This window comes from Cupriavidus sp. 01L415 (assembly GCF_056400065.1).
The window spans coordinates 106,036-127,730 of record NZ_JBFTSP010000014.1; the positions used below are offsets into that span (position 1 = coordinate 106,036).

The following is a 21,695-nucleotide window of genomic DNA, read 5'->3' on the forward strand; positions in this document are numbered from 1 at the left end:
GATATGACGGACGCTGCTCACCAGACGATACGCAGGTTGACCGCAGGGCGAGTATGGATGAGCATGTGGCCATGGTCCCCATGGATTGGCGTGATGCCGTCATCACCGCGCCCGGTCATTCTGTTCCACTTGCCGGCCCAATCCCACCGCAGCCTTTCCTCACCACAGGTTTCAACCGGAGCTTCCCACCATGAACAGCATTCCACCGACTCTGTGGCCGATGCCGGCATTTACCTTCCAGGCCTTTGGCGCGCTTGACGATCAGTTGCTTGATAACTGGCGCAAGATGATGGGTCTCAATTCGGATTTCGCCAAGTCCTGGATCGACGAGACGCAGTTCGACTGGGCGGCGTGCTTCATGCCGCAAGACCCAGAGGAGTTCTATGCGCGGCAGTGGACCAGCCAGATGCCGCTGATGTCGATCCCGCTGCACTATGCCACGGCGATGCTCGAACTGGGCGCCGCCTCCCAGCGTGCGTGGGTCGATGCCTGGGGACGCCTGCTTGGCGTGCCAATACTGCTGCCCGCGATGCCGGTGATGCCGGACATCGCCGCAGTGGCCACCGCCAGTGGCGATGTGGTGGACGTGCCTGCCGTGACCGTCCGCGAAACCCCGCAGCCGCGCAAGAACAAACCGCACTAAAAAACAGTCTTGAAACCGGTCAACGGCAGGCCGGCGCGCATCCGTTTACACAGTACCTTCTGCAAGGCCCGGCGGCTGGCGTGGTGCCACCGCCACAACCGCCGCCGGCATGCAGGATGCGTGCCGATCCTGGCCAAGTCGTTCGAGGAAGCTGACACCGCAGTGTCTATCCTTGAAGGTAGCGAAGTACTCGTATCAAGCCGCCTGCCCGATGGCTTTGTTGGGGCGCAGTCGAAGCAGGCATCTCACTTGCGCCCATCTCGCGAGGTACCTATGAGCAAGACCCAACTGTCCAGTCTGTTTGTTGCTGCCGCCGCCGTCGTGGCGATGCCCATGGCGTACGCGCAGCAAAAGCCGGTTGACCCATACACCCAGGGCGCCAAGGCGGGGAAGCCGGATCCATACACCGATGGCGCCAAGGCGGGCAAGTTCGACACCTACACCGATGGTGCCAAGACTTCGACACGGTCGGACCTGGCGCCGAAAAAATCTGACCCTTACACGGATGGCGCCAAGAGTGGCAAGCCTGATCCGTACACCGACGGCGCGAAGACCGGCAAACCCGATCCTTACACCGACGGCGCGAAAAAGCCGTAACGACGATCAGTCACATCGCGATGCGCCGTATCCGTCAATCGACGGGTAACGGCATATGCCCGGCACGACCAATTGGCGTCGCGCCGGGCGATTTTTTTGGTCATCGCCGATTTGGGGAGCAAGGGCCGATCGTCACTCGTGCCTGGCGATGAACGCCTCGACCGTGTCGTGCAGTCGTTCGGGATGCTCCAGGAAGATGAAGTGGCCACCGTCCAGGATGGCAAATTCGGCACCCGGAATCCGCTCTGCAAGCTCCGCGGAGAAGTGCGGCGGGGCGCAGAAGTCGCGCTCGCCCACCAGCACCAGCGTCGGCGTCGTGATCGACGGAAGATCCTCGAAGGCGTCGTGCCCCACGATCATGTCGATGCGGGCAAAGCCGATCTCCGGATCGAATGTGCCCGCCGCTGTAGCGTCTACCCACGCCTGCACCCGCTCCGGGTGCTCGCGCATGAATCTCGGATCGAAGAGGAATAGTGCGTTGGCCTCGGTGGACGCGCGCAGGCCGGAATCGGTCAACATGCGTCGCCGCATGTCGAACTGGCGACGGTAGAACGCATCCGCGCGTGCAATCGACGAGACAATGGTCGCGCTGCGTAATCGTTCGCGGTGATGAATCGCCAGCCATTGCGCGATGGCGCCGCCGGTCGAGGACCCGACCACGTGGACTGGCCCGCATCCGACCGCCTCGATGACCCGAGCCATGTCCCGCGCGTGCTGCGCAATCGTCATGTCGCGTGCGGTGCGCTCGGATGCGCCGGTTCCGCGGTGATCAGGCACGACCACCTGGTGATGCGCGGCGAACAGATCGATCTGTGGACCCCAGGATGCCCCCACTCCCGCCAGCCCCGCCAGAAGAAGCACGGGCGAACCCTGGCCCTTGACCTCGTAGTGAATCGAAACACCGTCGGACGTTACGTTTGGCACTTTGCTTCCCCGGTTCCCGGCGACGCGAAGGAGAAGTCGAATGCGTCAAGGATCGCGCCGTCGAGATTGATATTAGTGCCGCCAGACGTGCGTGACGAGCGCGGCCAGTCGACGGAAATCGGATGGAGATGTGCCTCAGCCCACGAGCAGTCGCCCGGTGAACAGGCGGTGCAGCGTGCGGACGAACAGGATCACGATCGCAACCGTCAGCGCCGCCAGCAGCAGGCCGGCGATGCCATCGAGCACGGTGTTGTGATCCGCATGGCCCGCATAGCGGATCGCCGCGTTGGCCAGCGCCGCCATCGGAAAGCTGATGGCCCACCACGACGCGGCAAACGGGATGGACTTGCGGAACACCTTGGCCGACAGGGCCAGGAACAGGAACAGGCCGAAGTAGAACAGCATGGCCGCGAACATGTCGACGTGCTGCACCATGTTCACGTAGGCCAGGAAACCCACCTCGAACGGCGCGATCAGGATGATCAGCGACGGCACCATGCCGGCCGGCAGCGGCTCATGGTGCACCACGCGTGAAACGATCATCACGAAGAACACCAGCGCCATCACCGTGCCAACGGCGACCGCGAACAGGTTGGCCTCGTGCGCCCACGCCATCGGCATGGTGCCGCCGGCCACGGCGATATCCAGCGTGGCCACGCCGGGGATCAGCCAGGCCGGCGCGGCATGCGTCGGGTCCACGCGCCCCTGCAGCAGCCGGTGGGCGATCACGAACGTCAGCGCCACCGTGGCCAGCGCGCCCGTCGTCCAAATGACCTGCCCCGTCATCTCGCTGTAGGCGCCGACGATCGACGACAGCAGCAGGATGGCGATGGTGATGGTGCCGAAGAAATTGCCCGCGATCGGATGCCGGAACTCGGCCTGCACGGCGGCCGGATAGCGCGCCCACTTCACCAGGTAGCCCCCTGCCAGCAGGAGAAAGGTGACGATGGCGACGATGCCGATGCCCTGCGCCACGCGTGGATCGACCCCGAACAGCTGATGGGCGCCGCGCCAGGCCAGCGACAGCCCCGACAAGCCCATCACGGCGCCGAACAGGTTGACGGGAAGATGCCGCACCGACCCGCGTTGCGCGGCGGAGCCGGTGGCGGAGGCAGTGGAGACGGAAACGGCGGAGGCAGTGGTGGCGGAGACGGAGGCGGCGGCGGTGGACGGAAGCGCGGCGATGTTCATGTTGCCCTCGATCAGGTGGGTGGGTGATCGCAGTATGGTCACCGCCGGGGCTGACCGAAACCTCGCCAATGGTGCAGATTCGGCCAACCTCGTTGGCCATGCCGCCATGTGCGTCCTTGTCCACCCTGCCGACATCGCAAAGCCGGCCAACGCGGCGGCATGTTCGGCCAGACGGGCTGGCAGAAGCTGCCTGATTGCCTAGAATCCGGCCATTGACACCCGTTGTGCCGCGGCGCCCCCCGCCGCCTGTATTGCCATGAAGATTGCCGTGCTTGCTTTTCCCCAGGTCCAGATGCTCGATCTGGTGGGTCCCATCGATGTCTTTGCCGAAGCCGCGCGCCAGGCCGGCAACCCCGATGCCTATGAATTCGAGATCGTATCGCCCGTATCCGGGCCGCTGACGGCCTCCAACGGCATGCGCATCACGCCGGACACCACGCTGGATACCAGCAGCCCCGATATCGACACGCTGCTGATCGCGGGCAGCCCCGAGGTACGCCTGATCGAACAGGACCCGGCGATTGGCGCCTGGCTGCATCGCTATGCGCGCTCGGTGCGGCGCCTGGGCTCGGTGTGTTCGGGCGCGCTGCTGCTGGCCAACGCCGGCCTGCTGGAAGGCAAGCGCGTCACCACCCACTGGAACAGCACCGCCAGGCTTGCCGGCCAGTTTCCGGGCGTGCGTGTGGAGCCCGACCAGATCTACGTCAAGGACGGCAATCTCTACACGTCGGCGGGCGTGACGGCCGGGCTGGACCTGGCGCTGGCGATGGTGGAGGAAGACTTCGGCCGCGCCATCGCGCTCAAGGTGGCGCGCGAATTCGTGATGTTCCTGAAGCGGCCCGGTGGCCAGTCGCAATTCAGTGCGCACCTGGCCGCGCAAGTCGCGCAGAAAGGCGGTATCCGCGACGTGCAGAACTGGATCCTGGAGAATCTGAACCAGCCCTTGACCGTGGACGGCCTTGCGGCCCGCGCCGGCATGAGCACGCGCAACTTCGCGCGCATCTTCAAGCGCGAGTCGCTGGTCACGCCGGCGGAGTTCGTCGAAAGCTCACGCGTGGAGGCCGCGCGGCGGCTGCTGGAGGAAACCCGCAACCCGCTCAAGCGCGTGGCCTCCCTGACCGGCTTCAGCGACCCCAACGGCATGCGCCGCGCGTTCCTGCGGCAGTTGAACGTGTCCCCAGCGGACTACCGCGCGCGCTTTCGCGGGGCCTGAACGGCGGGGCCTTGGCAGCGGTGCCTGAACAGCGCCGCCCCGCCGTGCTACGCTCGTCGCACTCCGGTCAACCTGTCGCGCCCCCATGACTACCGCCGACGTCCGCCCTGTCGTCTCCACACCTTCCGCCATCGTCCAAGGCACCTGCCTCGCCTTCCTGGCGGGCTACGTCGACGTGGTGGGCTTCATCGCGCTGTTCGGCTTGTTCACCGCACACGTGACCGGCAACTTCGTGATGCTTGGCGTGGAATTGGTCAGCGCGTCGCAAGGCGTGCTGGCCAAGCTGCTGGCCCTGCCGGTGTTTGTGGTCACGGTGGCACTGACCACGCTGTGGGTGGCCCGGTGCGAGCGGCGCCAGCTACCGGCGGTGCGACCATTGTTCTGGATGCAGGCCGCGTTGCTGACCGGCTTCATGGCCTGCGGTCTGGCGGCGGCGCCGATCACAGTGGCTGACTCGCCACTAGCCCTGCTGGCCGGCATGCTCGGCGTGGCGGCGATGGGCGTGCAGAACGCGCAGTCCCGGCTGGTGCTGCCCGACCATGTCCCCACGACCATCATGACGGGCAATACCACGCAGATCGTGATCGATCTGGTCCACACGATTCACGGCGCGGGCATTCCATCGGCGGAGCAGAACGCGGCCCGCACCCGGTTGCGCAAGATGTTGCCTGCCGTGGCCGGCTTTGCATGCGGCGCAGTGGTCGGCGCATTTGCGTATGCCACCGTGGGCTTTGCCTGCCTGGCCGCGCCGGTGGTCATCCTGGTCGTGCTCGCGGCGCGCAACCGCTGATCGCTGCACCCGCCGAAACCCGTTGCATGGCATGCGCGCAGGTGTCGCGCACGCCAGCACCGCGCCCGTTTTCGGTGCAACAGGGCAGCCGGCACGCGCCTGCTGGCTCACATCCACCACGCACCATCGTCATGCAGTGGTCACCCTCGATGGGCACGATTTGCTCATCGTCACCGGGCCATTCAGAATAGCGCTTCGTCCCGCGCCCCCGCCGGCGAAGAGAAAGCCTCATGAGCCACGCCGCCCTCGCCAAGGCTGACCCACCGGTCGCCTTTGGCCCGTTCACACTGCACATTGCCCAGCGCCTGCTGCTGGATGGCGGCCGCCCGGTGCGGCTGGGCGCCCGTGCCCGCGGCATCCTGGCAGCCCTGGTCGAACGCGCGGGCGAGGTCGTGAGCAAGAGCGAGCTGATCGCCTATGCGTGGCCCGATGGCGATGCGGAAGAAGCGACCTTGCGCGTACATATGGGCGCGCTGCGCAAGGTGCTAGGTGACGGCCAGGGCGGCGTGCGCTATATCGCCAGCGTGGCCGGCCGTGGCTACTGCTTTGTGGCACCGGTGGTCCGTCACGGCAGCGGCGACGCGGCCGGCACGGCGCCAGCCATCCCCCATCACAACCTGCCCGCGCGCGTGACGCGCGTGATCGGCCGCGACGACCTGATCGCCGCGCTGGCGCAGAGCCTGCCGCTGCGGCGGCTGCTGACGCTGTGCGGCCCCGGTGGCATGGGCAAGACCACCATCGCGCTGGCCATGGCCGAGCGGCTGCTGCCGGCCTATGCCGATGGGGTGCGCTTTGTCGACCTGGGCCGCGTCGCGGACCCGGGACTGGTCAATGGCGCACTCGCGGCCACGCTCGGCATGACGGCCGGCGCGGCGGCGCCACCGGTGCTGGTCGAGGCCTTGAGCGACAAACGCATGCTGGTGGTGCTGGACAGCTGCGAGCATGTAATCGACGCCGTGGCCATGCTGGTGCTGGAGCTGCAACAGGCCGCGCCCGATGTGCACGTGCTGGTCACCAGCCGCGAGCCACTGCAATGCGAGGGCGAATGGGTCCAGCGCGTACCGCCGCTGGCACTGCCTGCGGCCCGCACGCGGATCGATGCGACCGAAGCCATGCGCTATGCCGCGATCCAGCTGTTCGTGGAGCGCGCCATTCACAGCGCTGACACCTTCCAGTTGCCCGATGCCGACGCCGCCGGCGTGGTGGAGCTCTGCGCGAGGCTGGACGGCATGCCGCTGGCCATCGAACTGGCAGCCGCGCAGGTGAGCACCTTCGGCATCCAGGCGCTGCGCCGCCTGCTGGCGGACCGCTTCCAGATGCTGGCCCACAACAGCGCCATCGTGCAGCCACGGCATCGCACGCTGCGCGCCCTGCTGGACTGGAGCTATGACGGCCTGTCCACGCGCGAACGCACGACGCTGATGCGGCTGTCGATCTTCACCGGCGAATTCACGCTGGCGTGGGCGCGGGCCGTGCTGGTCGACCCTGAGTTCGATCGCGGCGACGTCGAGGCCGGCATCGCCGCGCTGGTGGCCAAGTCACTGGTCAGCGCGGATGCCAGCGAACCGGTGGTGCGCTACCGGTTGCTGGCCACCACGCGGGCCTATGCCCACGAACGGCTGGCGGAGGCCGGCGCGTTGCGCGCGCTGCGGGCCCGCCATGCATTGCACTGGCGCACCGTCTTGATGAGGACGTGGCTGGACGAACCCGAACTGACGCAGACCGAATGGGCCAGCCGCTATGGCGGCGCCATCGACGACGTGCGCGCCGCTATCGCCTGGGCCTTGTCTGCCGATGGCGATGCCGAACTGGGTGCCCGGCTGATCATCGCCGCGCTGCCGCTCGCCTACTTCCTGTCGCGGCTCGACGAATTCTGCGGCTACGCCGCCCGCGCGCTGGCACTGGCCGATGACGGCGCCGCGACGCTGGACGCCATGCTGACCGCGCGGCTGCGCGTGGCGCTGGGCACGCTGATCTACCACACCCGCGGCCTGGCCGCCGGCGCGGAAGAGGCCTATGACCGCGCGCTGGACGCATCCGTGGCGCTGCCGCAGGCCGGCGTGCGCCAGCAGGCGCTGACCGGCATCGGCATGCTGGCGCTGGCGATGGGCGACTACGCCGGTGGGCAACGCCACGCGGAATCGATGGGCGCGCTGGCCGCGCACGACAGCGATCCGATGTCCCGCCTGTGGGCTGACCACATGCTGGCGCTGGCGCATCACTATCAGGGCCACCACGGCACCGCGCGTCGGCTGGCCGAACGCGTGCGCGCGCACCCGAGCCGCCTGGCGCGGCCTGTGGACAACCTCACAGCGCTGGTGTGCCGGCGCGTCTGCATGCAGATCGTGCTGGCGCGCACGCTGTGGCTCGAAGGCCACGCCGATCGCGCGGCCGCCATGGCCGACCGATGCGTGGAAGACGCGCTGCACGACATGCCGCTGGCGCTGGCGCAAGCCCTGGCCTTCGCGGCATGCCCCATCGCGCTGTGGCGCAGCGACGAAGCGGCGCTGTGCCGCTACGCCACGCGGCTGCGCGAGCATTCGGCACGGCACGCGCTGGTGGCGTGGCATGGCTGGGTCGAATTGCTCGACACCGCGCTGAAGCTGCGCGACGCCAACGCGGATACCCCCGGCCTCGATGCAAGCCGGCAGGCCCTGCTGGCGCGCATCACGCATACGGGCGCCAAGCAGGTCGATCTTTACGCAACCTTTGGCGCGACGTTCCTCACACCGCTTGCCATCGACCGTGCACAGTCCGGCGTATCGGGCTGGTGCATGGCCGAGGTGCGGCGCGTGGCGGCGGAGGCCGATCCGCGCCGCCACACGACGGCAGGCCGCGTGATGGCGGCCGCGACGTTTACCGAGGTGATCGCGCTGGCCCGCCAGCAGGGCGCGCTGGCGTGGGAGCTGCGCGCCGCCACCAGCCTGGCCCGCGTTCGGCTGGAGCAAGGCGATGCCAGCCACGCCGTCGACGTGCTCGCTCACACCTGCGCGCGCGTGACGGAAGGCCATGACACGGCGGACTACCGTGCGGCACGGGCGCTGCTGGCCACGTGCGAGGCGGCGGCATCGGCCACGTGCGATGCGTCGGCGTCGGCGTTGGCGGAGGGCCGCTGATGGCGAAGACGACGACGCCGTCCGCCAATGCGGATGCGGAGCACGCGTTTCGCTTCGGCGCATTCACGCTGTGGCCGGCCCGTCGCCAGTTGATGGCGGACGGCGTGCCCGTGCTGCTGGGCAGCCGCGCATTCGACATCCTGTCTGCGCTGGTGCAGCGCGCCGGCGAGGTGATCTCTCGCGATGAACTGACGGCCGTGGCGTGGCCTCGCATGATCGTCGAGGAAAGCAGCCTGCGCGTGCAGATTGCCCAGTTGCGCCGCACGCTGGGCGACCGCGCCGCGGCCATCGTGACCGTGCCGGGACGCGGCTATCGCTACGCGGGCGCGGTCGAAGGCGTCGGCAGCCCCGCAGCACCCGCGATGTCGGCGGGGATCGCGGCGATGGCGGGGATGGCCCCTCGGCCGCTGCCGCGACGCATCGCAACGATGATCGGCCGCGACGCGGATGTCGCCGGCCTCCGCGAGCAACTGGCGCATGCCCGCGTGGTGACCGTCGTCGGCGTGGGCGGCATCGGCAAGACCACGGTGGCGCTGGCGGCGGCGGAAAGCCTGCAGCCCCTGTATCCTGATGGCGTGTGCTTCATCGATCTGGCCGCGCTGCCGGAGGGCACGTCAGTGACCGCGATGGTGGCCGCCGCGCTGGACATCCCCGACGGACATGCCGGCCCTGGCGGCCCCCCCGAGTCGCTGGCGGCGGCCCTCGCCGGGCGCCGCATGCTCCTGGTGCTGGACAGTTGCGAGTCAGCACGCGAAGACGTCGCCCGGCTTGTCATGCAACTGGCAAACGCGCCGGGCATTGCGGTGCTGGCGACCAGCCGCGAGGTACTGGGTGTCTCCGGTGAGCAGACCGTTTGCCTGCCGCCACTCGGCATTCCGCAGGAAGATGCGGTTCTCACTGCCGCACAGGCCCTGACGTACCCATCGGTGCAGCTGTTCGTGACGCGCGCACAGGCCAGCGCCGCCGCGTTCGTGCTGAGCGATCGCGATGCCGCCGTGGTGGCGACGTTATGCCGGCGGCTCGACGGCTTGCCCCTGGCCATCGAACTGGCGGCGGGCTGTGTGGGTGCTTTCGGCGTGCTCGGCCTGCTGGACCAGATCGACGAACGATTTGCGCTGCTGGATGCACAACGACGTTGCGTGCATCGCCGGCAACGCTCGTTGCGGGCGTCACTCGATTGGAGTTACGCGCGATTGTCGGCGCTGGAGCAGATCACATTGCGACGGCTGTCAGTCCTGGCAGGCCCGTTCCGTCTGGCATGCGTGCGTGCCGTGGTGGTGGATGACATGGTGAGCGAACACCAAGTGGCGTCCCTGCTGGCGTCGCTGACGACGCACTCGCTGGTGTCAGCGACGCCGTCGACAGGGGAAGCGGGAGAACCGCAATACCGGCTGTCGCCGATGACGCGCGCCTATGCCGCAGAGAAACTCGATGCCAGTGGCGAATACGCCGCCGTGCGCACGCGGCTGGCGGCGTGGCTGGCGCGCATGCCTTCACTAGTGGTTGCTTCAAAATGAAACGAAGCGGTCCTGGCTAGACGCGCGGCCGCAGACAGTACAAGTGGTACGGCCAGCGAGTTTCGCAAACCCGGCAACGACGCCAGGATCTTTCGAGGCGACCTCTCAGGGCGCATCGAGGTCGAGCGTCAGCAACGACGGTTCAATGTTGCCGGCGAGGAATGCGACGGCAAGCATGGTCAATAACACGACGATGACATAGGCAAGCTGCTTGGTATTCACGCCTGGCTCCTTTCCGATGATGCTGTCCGCCAATCCGGTGCGCGGGTTGATTCCCTAGCGCAAGGGCCATGCCATCGGCACTACGCCGCCGGAGGTGCGCCCGTCGCCGCAAAAACGGCTCGAAATAGCGCCTGGTGATGCGTCGCGATGGCGAGCAACCCACCACCTTCACCTGAAAACGTTGGTCCCGCACCAACGCTTTGGCGAACCTCCAAGTAAAAAACCCCGCGGCGCTTGTGGCGCTCGCGGGGTTCAGTGACCGGCCATGGCAGGTCACGCGCGATGGTGACGCTTACACGTTCACCGTATCCGCCACTTCCTTGAAGTCCTCGATCTGGTCGAAGTTCATGTACTTGTAGATCTTGTCGCCATTGGCGCTGAGCACGCCCATGTCCGACATGTACTCTTCCTTGTTCGGAATGCGGCCAAGGCGCGAGCAGATCGCGGCCAGCTCGGCGGAACCCAGGTACACGTTGGTGTTCTTGCCGAGACGGTTCGGGAAGTTACGCGTGCTGGTCGACATCACCGTCGCGCCTTCGCGCACCTGTGCCTGGTTACCCATGCACAGCGAGCAGCCCGGCATTTCGGTACGCGCACCGGCCGTGCCGAAGACGCCGTAGTGGCCTTCCTCGGTCAGCTGCTTCTGGTCCATCTTGGTCGGCGGCGCGACCCACAGCTTCACGGGGATGTCGCGCTTGCCTTCCAGCAGCTTCGACGCGGCGCGGAAGTGACCGATGTTGGTCATGCACGAACCGATGAACACTTCGTCGATCTTGGCGCCCGCCACGTCGGCCAGCGTCTTCACGTCGTCCGGGTCGTTCGGGCAGGCCACGATCGGCTCGTGCACGTCGGCCAGATCGATCTCGATCACGGCGGCGTACTCGGCGTCAGCGTCCGGCTCCAGCAGCTTCGGATCGGCCAGCCATGCTTCCATGGCCTTGATACGGCGCTGCAGGCTGCGCGGGTCCTGGTAGCCCTCGGCGATCATCCACTTCAGCAGCGTGATGTTGCTGTTGATGTATTCGATGATCGGTTCCTTGTTCAGGCGCACYGAGCAACCGGCGGCCGAACGCTCGGCGGAGGCGTCSGACAGTTCGAAGGCCTGTTCCACCTTCAGGTCGGGCAGACCTTCGATTTCCAGGATGCGGCCCGAGAAGATGTTCTTCTTGCCTTGCTTGGCCACGGTCAGCAGGCCCTGCTTGATCGCGTACAGCGGAATGGCGTTGACCAGGTCACGTAGCGTGACGCCGGGCTGCATCTTGCCCTTGAAGCGGACCAGCACCGATTCCGGCATGTCCAGCGGCATCACGCCGGTGGCGGCAGCAAAGGCCACCAGGCCCGAGCCGGCCGGGAAGCTGATGCCGATCGGGAAGCGGGTGTGCGAGTCGCCGCCGGTGCCGACGGTGTCGGGCAGCAGCATGCGGTTCAGCCACGAGTGGATCACACCATCGCCCGGGCGCAGCGAGATGCCGCCACGGGTGCTGATGAACTGCGGCAGCGTGTGGTGCGTCTTCACGTCCACGGGCTTCGGATAGGCGGCGGTATGGCAGAACGACTGCATCACCAGGTCGGCCGAGAAGCCCAGGCAGGCCAGGTCCTTCAGCTCGTCGCGGGTCATCGGGCCGGTGGTGTCTTGCGAGCCCACCGAGGTCATCTTCGGTTCGCAGTACGTGCCCGGGCGGATGCCCTTGCCTTCGGCCAGGCCAACCGCGCGGCCCACCATCTTCTGGGCCAGCGTGTAACCCTTGCCCGTATCCACCGGGTTCAGCGGCAGGCGGAACAGCGTGGACGGGGCCAGGCCCAGCGCCTCGCGGGCCTTGGCGGTCAGGCCACGGCCGACGATCAGCGGAATACGGCCGCCGGCGCGCACTTCGTCGAACAGCACATCCGACTTCACCTTGAATTCGGAGATCACGGCACCGTTCTTCAGGGCCTTGCCTTCATAGGGACGCAGTTCCACCACGTCGCCCATTTCCATCTGGGACACATCCAGCTCGATCGGCAGTGCGCCGGCATCTTCCATCGTGTTGTAGAAGATCGGGGCGATCTTGCTGCCCAGGCACACGCCGCCGAAGCGCTTGTTCGGCACGTAGGGGATGTCTTCGCCGGTGAACCACAGCACCGAGTTGGTAGCGGACTTGCGGCTGGAGCCGGTGCCGACCACGTCGCCCACGTAGGCGACCAGGTTGCCCTTTTCCTTCAGCGATTCGATGAACGCCACCGGGCCGCGCTTGCCGTCTTCTTCCGGCTGGAACGCCGCGCCTTCGCGCTTGTTCTTCAGCATGGCCAGCGCGTGCATCGGGATGTCCGGGCGGGTGGTGGCGTCAGGGGCCGGCGACAGATCGTCGGTATTGGTTTCGCCCGGCACCTTGAACACGGTGATGGTCATGCTTTGCGGCACTTCCGGACGGCTGGTGAACCACTCGGCATCGGCCCAGCTTTGCAGCACGGCGCGTGCGTTGGCGTTGCCCTTGTCGGCCTTTTCCTTCACGTCATGGAAGGCATCGAACATCAGCAGCGTGGTCTTGAGCGCATTGGCGGCCACGGTGCCGACTTCCGCGTCGTCGAGCAGCTCGATCAGCGGGGAGATGTTGTAGCCGCCCAGCATCGTGCCCAGCAGCTCGGTCGCACGGGCGCGCGAGATCAGCGAGGTCGACTCCTTGCCCAGCGCCACGGCGGCCAGGTACGAGGCCTTGACCTTGGCGGCGTCGTCCACGCCGGCCGGCACGCGGTAGGTAATCAGGTCCAGCAGGGTCTTTTCCTCGCCCGCCGGCGGGTTCTTGATCAGTTCGATCAGCTCGGCAGTCTGCTTGGCGGTCAGCGGCAGAGGGGGGATGCCAAGCGCGGCGCGTTCGGCGACATGGGCGCGATAGATATCAAGCATGGGAACCTGCTGTTAATAGGGTTTTAACGGTACTGCTCTTGTCTCTGTGGGGCTGGCGGCGCAACACCGCCAGGTGCCGCGTGATTGTAGACCGAAGTCCGCCCGAGATCAAATGTCTTATATCTTATATAAGAGTTAAATATCATGAAGCGCGATTTGACAAGGGATTTCGGGTGAATGACTGCATCCATTTGACATGTCAGCCACCGGCCGCCGTGCAAACGGGCAAAACCCGGAGTGGAGATTCCGACGCGCAGAAGACCGCTGCCAGCCGCCCTTATATGAGCCTTATGCATCACTTTAAGGCCTTGGCCGTGCGCCGTCGGGCACGTTCGTCTTAAGTTCCGCGCCCCGTATTCGTTAACCACCTTGCAGGCGCAAATGGCGCGCCGATGCGCTCCTGCGTCCGATGCCCGTCCAGCTCAAACGGCCAAGCTGAACGGGTTTCCCCCTTTTTATCGGCCCTTTGCTTGCCTGCGATTCGGGAAGAATGGCAGGCATTCCGACACAGGCATCTCATGGCGAACACGCTTTCCCCCTCCCAGACCGGCGGCAATCCGAGCAAGCGCGGCCGACTGTTGCTGATCGGCGGCGGCGTGCTGGTGGTGGCCCTGGGCGTTGGCGGCTTCGTGCTGGGCAGCGTCATCGGTGGCAATCGCCAGCCGGCGGCGGCAGCGGCTCCGGTGGTGCCGCCCCCGATCTTCGTGCCGCTGGATGCGTTCACCGTGAACCTCAAGAGCGAGGACGGCGACCGCTTCCTGCACACGGGGCTCTCGCTCAAGGTGGCGGACAGCGAAACCCAGGCTCGCCTGGCGCAGTACCAGCCCGAGGCACGCAGCCGCATCCTGCTGCTGCTGTCGGCCCGTCAGCCGGCGGACCTGGCGACCGTGGAAGGCAAGCGCAAGCTGGCACAGGACATCCAGGCGGCGATCAGCCAGCCGTTTGCCCCGAGCCTGCCGGCGCAGAAGATCCTGGATGTCTTGTTCACATCGTTCGTGGTGCAGTAAGCCGTACCCCTGCCGCGCGAACCCACGCAAAACCGTTATGAAACTGCCCGCCGTTCTTCCTTCCTGCCGCCGCGCCGCGCGCGCCGGCTGAAGCCGGATATGGACCGTTTCATCCTCTTAGCCGTTCACGGGGCAGGACACTAGATGGCCTACGACAAGTTCCTCTCGCAGGACGAGGTAGACGAACTACTGAAAGGCGTATCGGGCGAATCCGATGCGCCCGCGGCAAGCGCGCCCGTTGCCGAAGAAGGCGGGGTGCGCCCGTATAACCTCGCCACGCAGGAGCGGGTCGTCCGTGGCCGGCTGCACACGCTTGAGATCATCAACGAGCGGTTTGGCCGCGCGCTGCGCTCGGCGCTGTTCAACTTCATCCGCCGTGGCGCCGACATCTCGGTGGGTACGGTCAGGATCGAGAAGTACGGCGACTTCGTGCGCAACCTGCCGGTGCCGACGAACCTGAACCTGGTCCACATGAAGCCGCTGCGGGGCACCGCGCTGTTCGTGTACGACCCCAACCTGGTCTTCCTCGTCGTCGACAACCTGTTCGGCGGCGATGGCCGTTTCCACACCCGCGTGGAAGGCCGCGACTTTACCCAGACCGAGCAGCGCATCATCCGCCGCATGCTCGACCTGACGCTCAACAGCTATGGCCAGGCCTGGCGCACGGTGCATCCGATCGAATTCGACTACGTCCGCTCGGAGATGCACACCAAGTTCGCCAACATCGCCGGCCCCAACGATGCCGTGGTCACCACCGCGTTCCACATCGAACTGGGCGCCGTCGGCGGGCAACTGCATATCTGCATTCCCTACTCGATGATCGAGCCGCTGCGCGATCTGCTGATGAACCCGTTGCAGGACGAGGTCGAGGTAGACAAGCGCTGGCTCGGCCAGCTTTCCAGCCAGCTGCGCGCCGCCGAAGTGGAACTGGTGGCCGAGTTTGCCCATCTGCAAAGCACCGTGGCCGAAGTGCTGGCCATGCGCGCCGGCGACGTACTGCCGATCGACCTGCCCGAGCACATCTTCGGCAAGGTGGACGGCGTGCCCGTGATGCAGTGCGGCTTCGGCACCATGAACGGCCAGTACGCGCTGCGCGTACAGCGAATGATCAATTACCAAGACAGCGATTCCAACAAGGAAACCGATCATGACTGACGGCACTCAGGACAAGCCGGTCGATCCGATGGACGACTGGGCCAGCGCCCTGGCGGAGCAGACCAGCGCCGAGCAGGCACCTGCTGCCTCCCCGGCCGCCACCGCGACCGCAACCGCTCCGGCGGCTTCGGCCATGGCGACCGCCACGCCGGCGGCCTCCACCGTGTTCCCGCCGCTGGCGCAGGACGCACCCAGCGGCTTCCACAACGATATCGGGATGATTCTCGATATTCCGGTGCAGCTGACCGTGGAACTGGGCCGCACCAAGGTGCCCATCAAGAACCTGCTGCAACTGGCGCAGGGCTCCGTGGTGGAGCTCGACGGCCTGGCTGGCGAACCGATGGACGTGCTGGTGAACGGCTACCTGATCGCCCAGGGCGAAGTGGTGGTGGTCAACGACAAGTTCGGCATCCGCCTGACGGACATCATCACGCCGTCGGAACGCATCCGGAAGCTCAACAAATGACAGTCGCCTCGCGCCGGCTGCTGGCTGCCGGGCGCCTTGCCGCAGGCATCGCCCTCTCCGGGCTTGCCATGACCGGCGCGCAGGCCGCTGATACCGTACTCAGCACCGCCCAGGCCGCCAACCCGGCCCCCGCCAGTCATGTCACGGCCAGCGCCCCCGTCATCAGCGGCGGCGCCAGCCTGGCGCAGGCCGGTCTTGGCCTGTTCGCCGTCATCGCGCTGATCCTGGGCCTGGCCTGGGTGGCACGCCGCGTCGGACTGGTCCGCCACGGCACCGGTGGCGCGTCGATGAAAGTCGTCGGCAGCCTGATGCTGGGCGCGCGCCAGAAAGTGGTGATGGTCGAAGTCGGCGACACCTGGCTGGTGCTGGGTGTGTCCGCCGGCGAAATCCGTCCGCTCCATACGCTGCCGGCCCAGCCGGATACGACCGCCTCGTCGGGCCCGCAATCGCCGCAGTCCATGCAAGGCGGTTTCGCGGAACGGCTGATGCGATCGATGCAGGAAAACCTCAAGAAATGAACACGCTGCGTGCCGCCACCGGGCGGCATCCTGCGCGCCTGCCGCGCGTGGCCGCCGCCGTCCTGGCGATGCTGCCGCTAGTGCTGTGGCTGGCGCCCGAATCGGCCCTGGCGCAGTCGCTGCCCGGCGTGGTCAGCAAGCCGGGCGCCGGCGGCAGCCAGACCTGGTCGCTGTCGATCCAGACGCTGGTCCTGCTGACGTCGCTGTCGTTCCTGCCGGCCGCCATGCTGATGATGACGGGCTTCACCCGCATCATCATCGTGCTGGGGCTGCTGCGCAACGCGCTGGGCACGGCATCGTCGCCGCCCAACCAGGTGCTCGTCGGCCTGTCGTTGTTCCTGACCTTCTTCGTGATGTCGCCGGTGTTCGACAAGGTCTACACCGACGCCTACAAGCCGCTGTCCGACAACAAGATCAGCCTGGAGGTCGCCGCGTCCCGCGCGGCCGTGCCCGTGCGCGCGTTCATGCTGCGCCAGACGCGGGAGAAGGACCTGGCGATGTTCGCCCAGATGGCCAAGACCCCGGAAATGCAGGGCCCGGATGACGTGCCGTTCTCGGTGCTGGTGCCGGCGTTCGTCACCAGCGAGCTCAAGACCGCGTTCCAGATCGGCTTCACGATCTTCATCCCCTTCCTGATCATCGACCTGGTCGTGGCCAGCGTGCTGATGGCGATGGGCATGATGATGGTGCCGCCCGCCACGATCTCGCTACCGTTCAAGCTGATGCTGTTCGTGCTGGTGGATGGCTGGCAGCTGCTGCTGGGTTCGCTGGCCCAGAGCTTCATGAACTGACCGGAGGCCGCCATGACACCGGAAATGGTAATGACCATCGCCACGCAGGCGATGAAGATGACCCTGATGCTGTCCGCTCCGCTGCTGCTGGTGGCGCTGGCGGCCGGCCTGGTGGTCAGCCTGTTCCAGGCCGCCACCCAGATCAACGAAATGACGCTGACGTTCATCCCCAAGCTGGTCGCGCTGTTCGTGACCATGGTGCTGGTGGGTCCGTGGATGATCAACACCTTCGTGGATTACATGCGCGAGGTGTTCCAGGGCATCCCCGCGCTGGCGCACTGAGCCTGCGGCCGTGATCGACGTCACCACGGCCCAGCTGTACGGGTGGATCGCGGCCTTCCTGTGGCCGATGTTCCGCCTGCTGGGGCTGATCGCCACCGCACCGCTGTTCAGCGAATCGACCATTCCGCGTCGCGCCAAGGTGCTGCTGGCAGCGGGGCTGTCGACGATCATCTCGCCGACCCTCGCCAACATTCCCGCCGCGCCCGTCTATTCCTTCGATGGCTTCCTGATCATCGTGAACGAGATCGGCATCGGCGTGGCCATGGGTTTCACCATGCGCCTGATCTTCGCCGCGGTCCAGACCGCCGGTGAAGTGATCGGCCTGCAGATGGGCCTGTCGTTCGCATCGTTCTACGACCGGTCCTCCGGCGGGCAGACGATGGTGCTGTCGCGCTTCCTCAACATCGTCGCTACGCTGATGTTCCTGGCGCTGGATGGCCACCTGATGATGCTGGCCACGCTGGTGGACAGCTTCAACAGCGTGCCGATCGCCGGCACACCGCTGTCCGGCCACGGCTGGGGTGCCGTGGCGCGAGCGGGATCGATGGTCTTCGCGTCGGGCACCTTGCTGGCACTGCCGATGATCGCCGCGCTGCTGACGCTGAACCTGTCGATGGGCATCCTGAACCGCGCATCGCCGCAGCTTTCGATCTTCGCCGTGGGCTTCCCGGTCACGCTGGGGGGCGGCATGGTGATCATGATGCTGGTCATGCCGCAGATGGGCGCCTACATGCAGCACCTGGTCGATGCCGGCCTCCAGGCCATGGCCACCGTGCTCGACCAGTTCGCCCAGTAACGATCAGGGCAGCGCGCCGACCTGCTTCAGCACGGCGCGCCCGATCTCCTGGCGCTTCGGCGCCAGCTCGATACGCGGCATATCCAGGTTCATGGCAAACACATAGGTGTCCTGCCCGCGCGTGACCCAGCCAACCCACCAGCCGATGTCGTTCTTCCCCGACGCGCGCCAGCCAGTCTTCGCACGCAAGGTGTAGTCCGGCGTCTGCTCGATGGTCAGGATGTCGTCGAGCGCGTCATAGCTGCGCGCGGAGATGCCCGGCACCTCGCGCTCCACCACGGCGCGCAGGAAATCGATCTGCTGGTACGCCGTGATCCTCAGGTGGTCATTGAGCCAGAAGCGATCCACCGGACCGCTGACGTCGGCGTTGCCGAAGTGCGCGGCAGTCAGGAACTTGCGGTACTGCGCCGTGCCCACGCGCCGTGCGATCACCTGGTAGGCCGGCACGCAGGAGTTCTTCAGGGCCAGCCGCAACGACACATCGCCATTGCACACGGCTGGCAGGATGGGCGTCCCGTTGTGCGTCCACAACTTGCCGTCCCACGGCAGCTTGTCATTGTCGACGTCCGCCACGGCACCCGTTTCCAGCCCGATCAGGGAATTGAAGATCTTGAACGTCGAGGCCGGCGAGTACGCCGTCCGGGCGCGCTGCGGGTTGTAGGCGAGCATGCGCTGACGACGCATGTCGTAGACGAGCATGGTCCCGTTGGCGCCGGCGGCGTCGAAGGACGCCTTCGCGTCCAGCGCGATCTCGGGCGGCGCAGGGTTCGCGGCATTCGCGTCCAGCGGCAGCATCAGGGAGAACAGGGACAGCGCGACGGCGGTCGCAACCGGCATGGCAAGGCGGGCAAGTCTGTTTCGCATCTCGACACTCTCTTTGAGGGGTGGTTTATCGTCATTCGCAGACGTCGGCAATCCAGGCCCGGATCGTGGTGCGGAGCATAGGTGTTCGCGGAAAACCCGCCAACCGCCGCCGCTGTAACACGCGTAACATGGCGGCCATGCCCGCCGCCCCCATCCGCATCGACCTGTCGCCGCCCTACCGTATCGATGACCAGCCTGCGCGCTACCAGTCCGTCTGGCTGCTAGCGCGCACCTGGCTGGCGGTGTCACGCGATGAGGAAGACCTGCCAGCGGCCGCCGTGCGCGCCCGCTTTGCGGAGGCCGCCGACGTACGGATGATGGTGTCGCGCGCGTTCGCGGACTTCGCCCGGTGGGGCATCGCCGTGGGCTGGGGCGCCGACAAGTCCGCGGACATCGCCAGCCTCGCCCCGGCGCGACGCAGCCGCGGACCGTTCTGGATGCCGGTATCCACCGCGCGCCGGCTGCGCTTCACGGCCAACGGCAGAGCGCTGGGCGTGGCCGGCGTGTCACGCTGGCTGGGGCAGGCGCCGTCCGGCGACCCGATCACGCCGGAGCGCGGCAACGGCTCGCACGACGGACTTCACTACGTCATGCGCGACATGGCGTTCTGGAGCCATTTGACGCAGGCCATGCGCGGCGCGCAGGACGGCTTCGCGGGCTCGCTCGAGGCCGGCGTCGCCGAGTCCTTTCGCGCCGCGCAACGCAGCGCGGCGGACGACTTCCAGCAAGCGCTGTCGCTGCTCAAGGAAAGCCTGGCGTGGCGCCGCAGCGACCGGCTGGACCGCAGCCGCGCGGCACTGCGACGCTTCAACCGCATCGTGACCACCGGCGGCGTCAGCGCGGCATTGCCGACGTTCGCGGCCATGGCCCACGTGGTGCGCGCGTGGGAGCACTACGCCCGCGCGGATCTGACATCGGCACAGGCCGAGTTGACGCGCCTGGCGGCCGACGCCGAACTGCGTCCGGTGGTGCGCTACAACCCGCGCGTGCGGTTCGAGACGCTGAACCTGGAGGCGCTGGTGCGCAAGAGCCTCGCCCTGCAGCAAGGTCCCTCCGCATCGGTGGATCGCCATGCCGCCGCCCGGCAGGCGCTGCAGGATTTCTCCGGCGCGCTGCAGGCCGCCTATGAAGCGGATTCCGTCGACGCCGTCCAGCATGCCGCCGCCAACATCGGCTGGTCGTTGTGGTTGTTCTGGCAACACGGACTGGTCGACGAAGCGCGCGCACTGGCGCCCGGGGACGTGCAGCGTCAGGCCATGCGCTGGCTCGGCCTGTCCGAATGGATCTGCGACCGCTTTGGCGTGGGCGGCGGATCCGCGTGGAACACGATCTTCCTGCTGCGGGTGGCCCGGGGCACGGCCGGGGCGCCGGCGCCGGCATCGGTGGCCGCATTCCGCGCGCAGCGGCCGCTCACCGTGTCCGCCGCGATCGATGCGCTGCGGCCGTTCCACGCGCCATTCGCTCCGGCCAAGGGATTTGTACGCTGGTCATCGGTGGCGGCGTTCGCGCTGGAGGAGCACGATGCCGGGCACGTGCGCTACAACGCGCTGCAACTGGCCAATCTGTTGATGGAATCGGCGTGGTACCTCACGCATGAGCAGGGTGCCACGGCGCAAGCCTACGACGCCATGGAACGGCTGGCGCGCCAGATCGCCGCGCTGCGGCCTGCGGAGCGCGGCTTTTTCCGGATCGGCATCCAGGCCTTTCCGCCCGAGCTGCGCGCGGCGGCGGCCGAAACGTTGCGGGCGCAGCGCAAGCGCGCGTAAGCCTCGCCCGATGCTGGCGCCCCGCCATGGCGGGGCACCCCTTCGCGTCAGCAGGCGTCTATGCCGTGATCGCCTGCCACTCGCCGCGGCCTGCCGCGAGCCTGTTTTCCTCCATGCTCCGCGCACCGGTGGCCTTGACCAGCGTGGCCAGCAGCGGACGGCATTCCGCGTTCATATTGGCGATGGCGGCGTCCTGCTTCTTGTCGAGCGCCAGCGCGACGATGTCGGTGGCGACGGGGCCATAGCGCGCCTCCACGCGATCGACCTCCGCCACCAGGTTGCGCGCCGTCTGGCTGACGCCCTCGCGCGAGATCATTTCCTTGAGCTCTGCACATCGTCACCAATACAAGATTGCGCGCGGCAATGGCGCGGCGATCCACGGCGGTGCGCACCTGCGCCGCCACCTCCGCCCGGGCGTTGAGCCCGTTGACATAGGCGCTGAAACCATCGGTCGCCTGACTGAGCGCACGCAGCGACAGCCCGGATACCACCAGCACCAGCACCAGCACCAGCACCAGCATGCCAAACCCCGCGAGGAGCCTGGTCTTGACCGACAGATTGCGGAAGCTCACGTTATCCCCTCATTTCCCGGCTGCCTGCCGAAAGGCAAGGCTTATGACCATCGCATCACAATGTGATGCATGTGCCGCGGAAGCCCGTTCCAGCTGGATTGGCACTTCGCGATGTCGGCCACTGCGCTGGTTGGCGGAGTGGTCGATTCGCGCTTTAGGCGGGGTGCACGCCCTGCTCGTATTGACCGCAGGCTTAACGGCGAGGGCTCGCCGGCTTGCCCCCCCTACCGGACTGAGCTTTACCCACAAGCTTGGCTCGCTATCCCGAATTAAAGATACGGAACATCTCTGTGATTTCGTGCAAGACGAGGAAGCCTCGCCAGATGACGGTAGCGCCGGGCGGAGGATCGTTGCGGCGATTCAGGTAGCCGCCAAGGGTGG

The 21,695-nt window shown here is 66.8% G+C and carries 18 protein-coding genes and 1 pseudogene; 14 read left to right on the forward strand and 5 right to left on the reverse strand.

The annotated features are described in order from the left end of the window. The first annotated feature begins 190 nt into the window (after positions 1-190). Positions 191-643, forward strand: a complete 453-nt coding sequence (locus AC1DOX_RS19925) for a polyhydroxyalkanoate granule-associated phasin (RefSeq protein WP_441622139.1) — start codon at positions 191-193, stop codon at positions 641-643. 273 nt (positions 644-916) lie between these two features. Then, complete coding sequence (locus AC1DOX_RS19930) at positions 917-1,240, forward strand: hypothetical protein (RefSeq protein WP_477101543.1); 324 nt, start codon at positions 917-919, stop codon at positions 1,238-1,240. A 132-nt stretch (positions 1,241-1,372) separates the two neighbouring features. On the opposite strand, the gene AC1DOX_RS19935 is transcribed toward AC1DOX_RS19930, so the two are convergent. After that, the gene (locus AC1DOX_RS19935; RefSeq protein WP_441622143.1) at positions 1,373-2,164 is read right to left on the reverse strand and encodes an alpha/beta fold hydrolase; all 792 of its coding nucleotides are present in this window, start codon (positions 2,162-2,164) and stop codon (positions 1,373-1,375) included. Positions 2,165-2,299: 135 nt separating this feature from the next. Next, positions 2,300-3,355, reverse strand: a complete 1,056-nt coding sequence (locus AC1DOX_RS19940) for an SLAC1 anion channel family protein (RefSeq protein ID WP_477101542.1) — start codon at positions 3,353-3,355, stop codon at positions 2,300-2,302. Between the two features lie 256 nt (positions 3,356-3,611). On the opposite strand from AC1DOX_RS19940, the gene AC1DOX_RS19945 reads away from it, so the two are divergent. From AC1DOX_RS19945 to AC1DOX_RS19960, 4 genes are all read left to right on the forward strand, one after another. Beyond that, entirely contained in the window at positions 3,612-4,568 is a 957-nt protein-coding gene (locus AC1DOX_RS19945) for a GlxA family transcriptional regulator (RefSeq protein ID WP_441622145.1), read from the forward strand. Positions 4,569-4,653: 85 nt separating this feature from the next. Further along, the gene (locus AC1DOX_RS19950) at positions 4,654-5,358 is read left to right on the forward strand and encodes a YoaK family protein (protein WP_441622147.1); all 705 of its coding nucleotides are present in this window, start codon (positions 4,654-4,656) and stop codon (positions 5,356-5,358) included. Between the two features lie 230 nt (positions 5,359-5,588). After that, entirely contained in the window at positions 5,589-8,474 is a 2,886-nt protein-coding gene (locus AC1DOX_RS19955; RefSeq protein WP_441622149.1) for an ATP-binding protein, read from the forward strand. After that, positions 8,474-9,991 carry an ATP-binding protein gene (locus AC1DOX_RS19960; protein WP_441622151.1) on the forward strand — a complete coding sequence of 506 codons (1,518 nt, stop codon included), beginning with the start codon at positions 8,474-8,476 and terminating at the stop codon, positions 9,989-9,991. The genes AC1DOX_RS19955 and AC1DOX_RS19960 overlap by 1 nt, the downstream gene beginning before the upstream one ends. Before the next feature lie 514 nt (positions 9,992-10,505). Here the strand turns inward: AC1DOX_RS19960 and AC1DOX_RS19965 are convergent. Next, entirely contained in the window at positions 10,506-13,097 is a 2,592-nt protein-coding gene (locus AC1DOX_RS19965) for a bifunctional aconitate hydratase 2/2-methylisocitrate dehydratase (protein ID WP_441622153.1), read from the reverse strand. A gap of 518 nt (positions 13,098-13,615) precedes the next feature. On the opposite strand from AC1DOX_RS19965, the gene fliL reads away from it, so the two are divergent. From fliL to fliR, 7 genes are all read left to right on the forward strand, one after another. Continuing rightward, a complete protein-coding gene (fliL, locus tag AC1DOX_RS19970) occupies positions 13,616-14,104 on the forward strand; it encodes a flagellar basal body-associated protein FliL (RefSeq protein ID WP_441622155.1) in 489 nt (162 codons plus the stop codon). Positions 14,105-14,248: 144 nt separating this feature from the next. Then, a complete protein-coding gene (fliM, locus tag AC1DOX_RS19975) occupies positions 14,249-15,259 on the forward strand; it encodes a flagellar motor switch protein FliM (RefSeq protein WP_441622157.1) in 1,011 nt (336 codons plus the stop codon). Continuing rightward, a complete protein-coding gene (gene fliN / locus AC1DOX_RS19980) occupies positions 15,252-15,725 on the forward strand; it encodes a flagellar motor switch protein FliN (protein WP_441622159.1) in 474 nt (157 codons plus the stop codon). Before fliM ends, fliN begins: the two co-directional genes overlap by 8 nt. Next, positions 15,722-16,243, forward strand: coding sequence for a flagellar biosynthetic protein FliO (gene fliO / locus AC1DOX_RS19985; RefSeq protein ID WP_441622160.1), 522 nt, complete (start codon positions 15,722-15,724; stop codon positions 16,241-16,243). The genes fliN and fliO overlap by 4 nt, the downstream gene beginning before the upstream one ends. A gap of 68 nt (positions 16,244-16,311) precedes the next feature. Further along, entirely contained in the window at positions 16,312-17,034 is a 723-nt protein-coding gene (fliP, locus tag AC1DOX_RS19990) for a flagellar type III secretion system pore protein FliP (protein ID WP_441622171.1), read from the forward strand. Between the two features lie 12 nt (positions 17,035-17,046). After that, positions 17,047-17,316 carry a flagellar biosynthesis protein FliQ gene (gene fliQ, locus AC1DOX_RS19995; RefSeq protein WP_061958832.1) on the forward strand — a complete coding sequence of 90 codons (270 nt, stop codon included), beginning with the start codon at positions 17,047-17,049 and terminating at the stop codon, positions 17,314-17,316. Positions 17,317-17,326: 10 nt separating this feature from the next. Further along, positions 17,327-18,112: a flagellar biosynthetic protein FliR gene (fliR, locus tag AC1DOX_RS20000; protein ID WP_441622163.1), complete on the forward strand. Its 786-nt coding sequence runs from the start codon at positions 17,327-17,329 to the stop codon at positions 18,110-18,112. Positions 18,113-18,115: 3 nt separating this feature from the next. On the opposite strand, the gene blaOXA is transcribed toward fliR, so the two are convergent. Then, positions 18,116-18,976 carry an OXA-1206 family carbapenem-hydrolyzing class D beta-lactamase gene (gene blaOXA, locus AC1DOX_RS20005; protein WP_441622165.1) on the reverse strand — a complete coding sequence of 287 codons (861 nt, stop codon included), beginning with the start codon at positions 18,974-18,976 and terminating at the stop codon, positions 18,116-18,118. Between the two features lie 137 nt (positions 18,977-19,113). Between blaOXA and AC1DOX_RS20010 the strand changes: the two genes are divergently transcribed. Then, positions 19,114-20,742, forward strand: a complete 1,629-nt coding sequence (locus AC1DOX_RS20010; protein ID WP_441622167.1) for a hypothetical protein — start codon at positions 19,114-19,116, stop codon at positions 20,740-20,742. A gap of 127 nt (positions 20,743-20,869) precedes the next feature. Here AC1DOX_RS20010 and AC1DOX_RS20015 read toward each other — a convergent pair. Beyond that, a pseudogene (locus tag AC1DOX_RS20015) lies at positions 20,870-21,314 on the reverse strand (methyl-accepting chemotaxis protein); the annotation flags it as partial. Positions 21,315-21,695: the final 381 nt, after the last annotated feature.

Excerpts from the sequence above, each read along its gene's own strand:
- fliM (WP_441622157.1), top strand. The coding sequence starts at position 14,249 with ATGGCCTACGACAAGTTCCTCTCGCAGGACGAGGTAGACGAACTACTG.
- fliN (WP_441622159.1), top strand. The coding sequence starts at position 15,252 with ATGACTGACGGCACTCAGGACAAGCCGGTCGATCCGATGGACGACTGG.
- AC1DOX_RS19945 (WP_441622145.1), top strand. The coding sequence starts at position 3,612 with ATGAAGATTGCCGTGCTTGCTTTTCCCCAGGTCCAGATGCTCGATCTG.
- AC1DOX_RS19950 (WP_441622147.1), top strand. The coding sequence starts at position 4,654 with ATGACTACCGCCGACGTCCGCCCTGTCGTCTCCACACCTTCCGCCATC.
- AC1DOX_RS20010 (WP_441622167.1), top strand. The coding sequence starts at position 19,114 with ATGCCCGCCGCCCCCATCCGCATCGACCTGTCGCCGCCCTACCGTATC.
- blaOXA (WP_441622165.1), bottom strand. The coding sequence starts at position 18,976 with ATGCGAAACAGACTTGCCCGCCTTGCCATGCCGGTTGCGACCGCCGTC.
- AC1DOX_RS19960 (WP_441622151.1), top strand. The coding sequence starts at position 8,474 with ATGGCGAAGACGACGACGCCGTCCGCCAATGCGGATGCGGAGCACGCG.
- fliQ (WP_061958832.1), top strand. The coding sequence starts at position 17,047 with ATGACACCGGAAATGGTAATGACCATCGCCACGCAGGCGATGAAGATG.
- fliP (WP_441622171.1), top strand. The coding sequence starts at position 16,312 with ATGCTGCCGCTAGTGCTGTGGCTGGCGCCCGAATCGGCCCTGGCGCAG.
- AC1DOX_RS19955 (WP_441622149.1), top strand. The coding sequence starts at position 5,589 with ATGAGCCACGCCGCCCTCGCCAAGGCTGACCCACCGGTCGCCTTTGGC.
- fliL (WP_441622155.1), top strand. The coding sequence starts at position 13,616 with ATGGCGAACACGCTTTCCCCCTCCCAGACCGGCGGCAATCCGAGCAAG.
- AC1DOX_RS19940 (WP_477101542.1), bottom strand. The coding sequence starts at position 3,355 with ATGAACATCGCCGCGCTTCCGTCCACCGCCGCCGCCTCCGTCTCCGCC.
- AC1DOX_RS19925 (WP_441622139.1), top strand. The coding sequence starts at position 191 with ATGAACAGCATTCCACCGACTCTGTGGCCGATGCCGGCATTTACCTTC.
- fliO (WP_441622160.1), top strand. The coding sequence starts at position 15,722 with ATGACAGTCGCCTCGCGCCGGCTGCTGGCTGCCGGGCGCCTTGCCGCA.
- AC1DOX_RS19930 (WP_477101543.1), top strand. The coding sequence starts at position 917 with ATGAGCAAGACCCAACTGTCCAGTCTGTTTGTTGCTGCCGCCGCCGTC.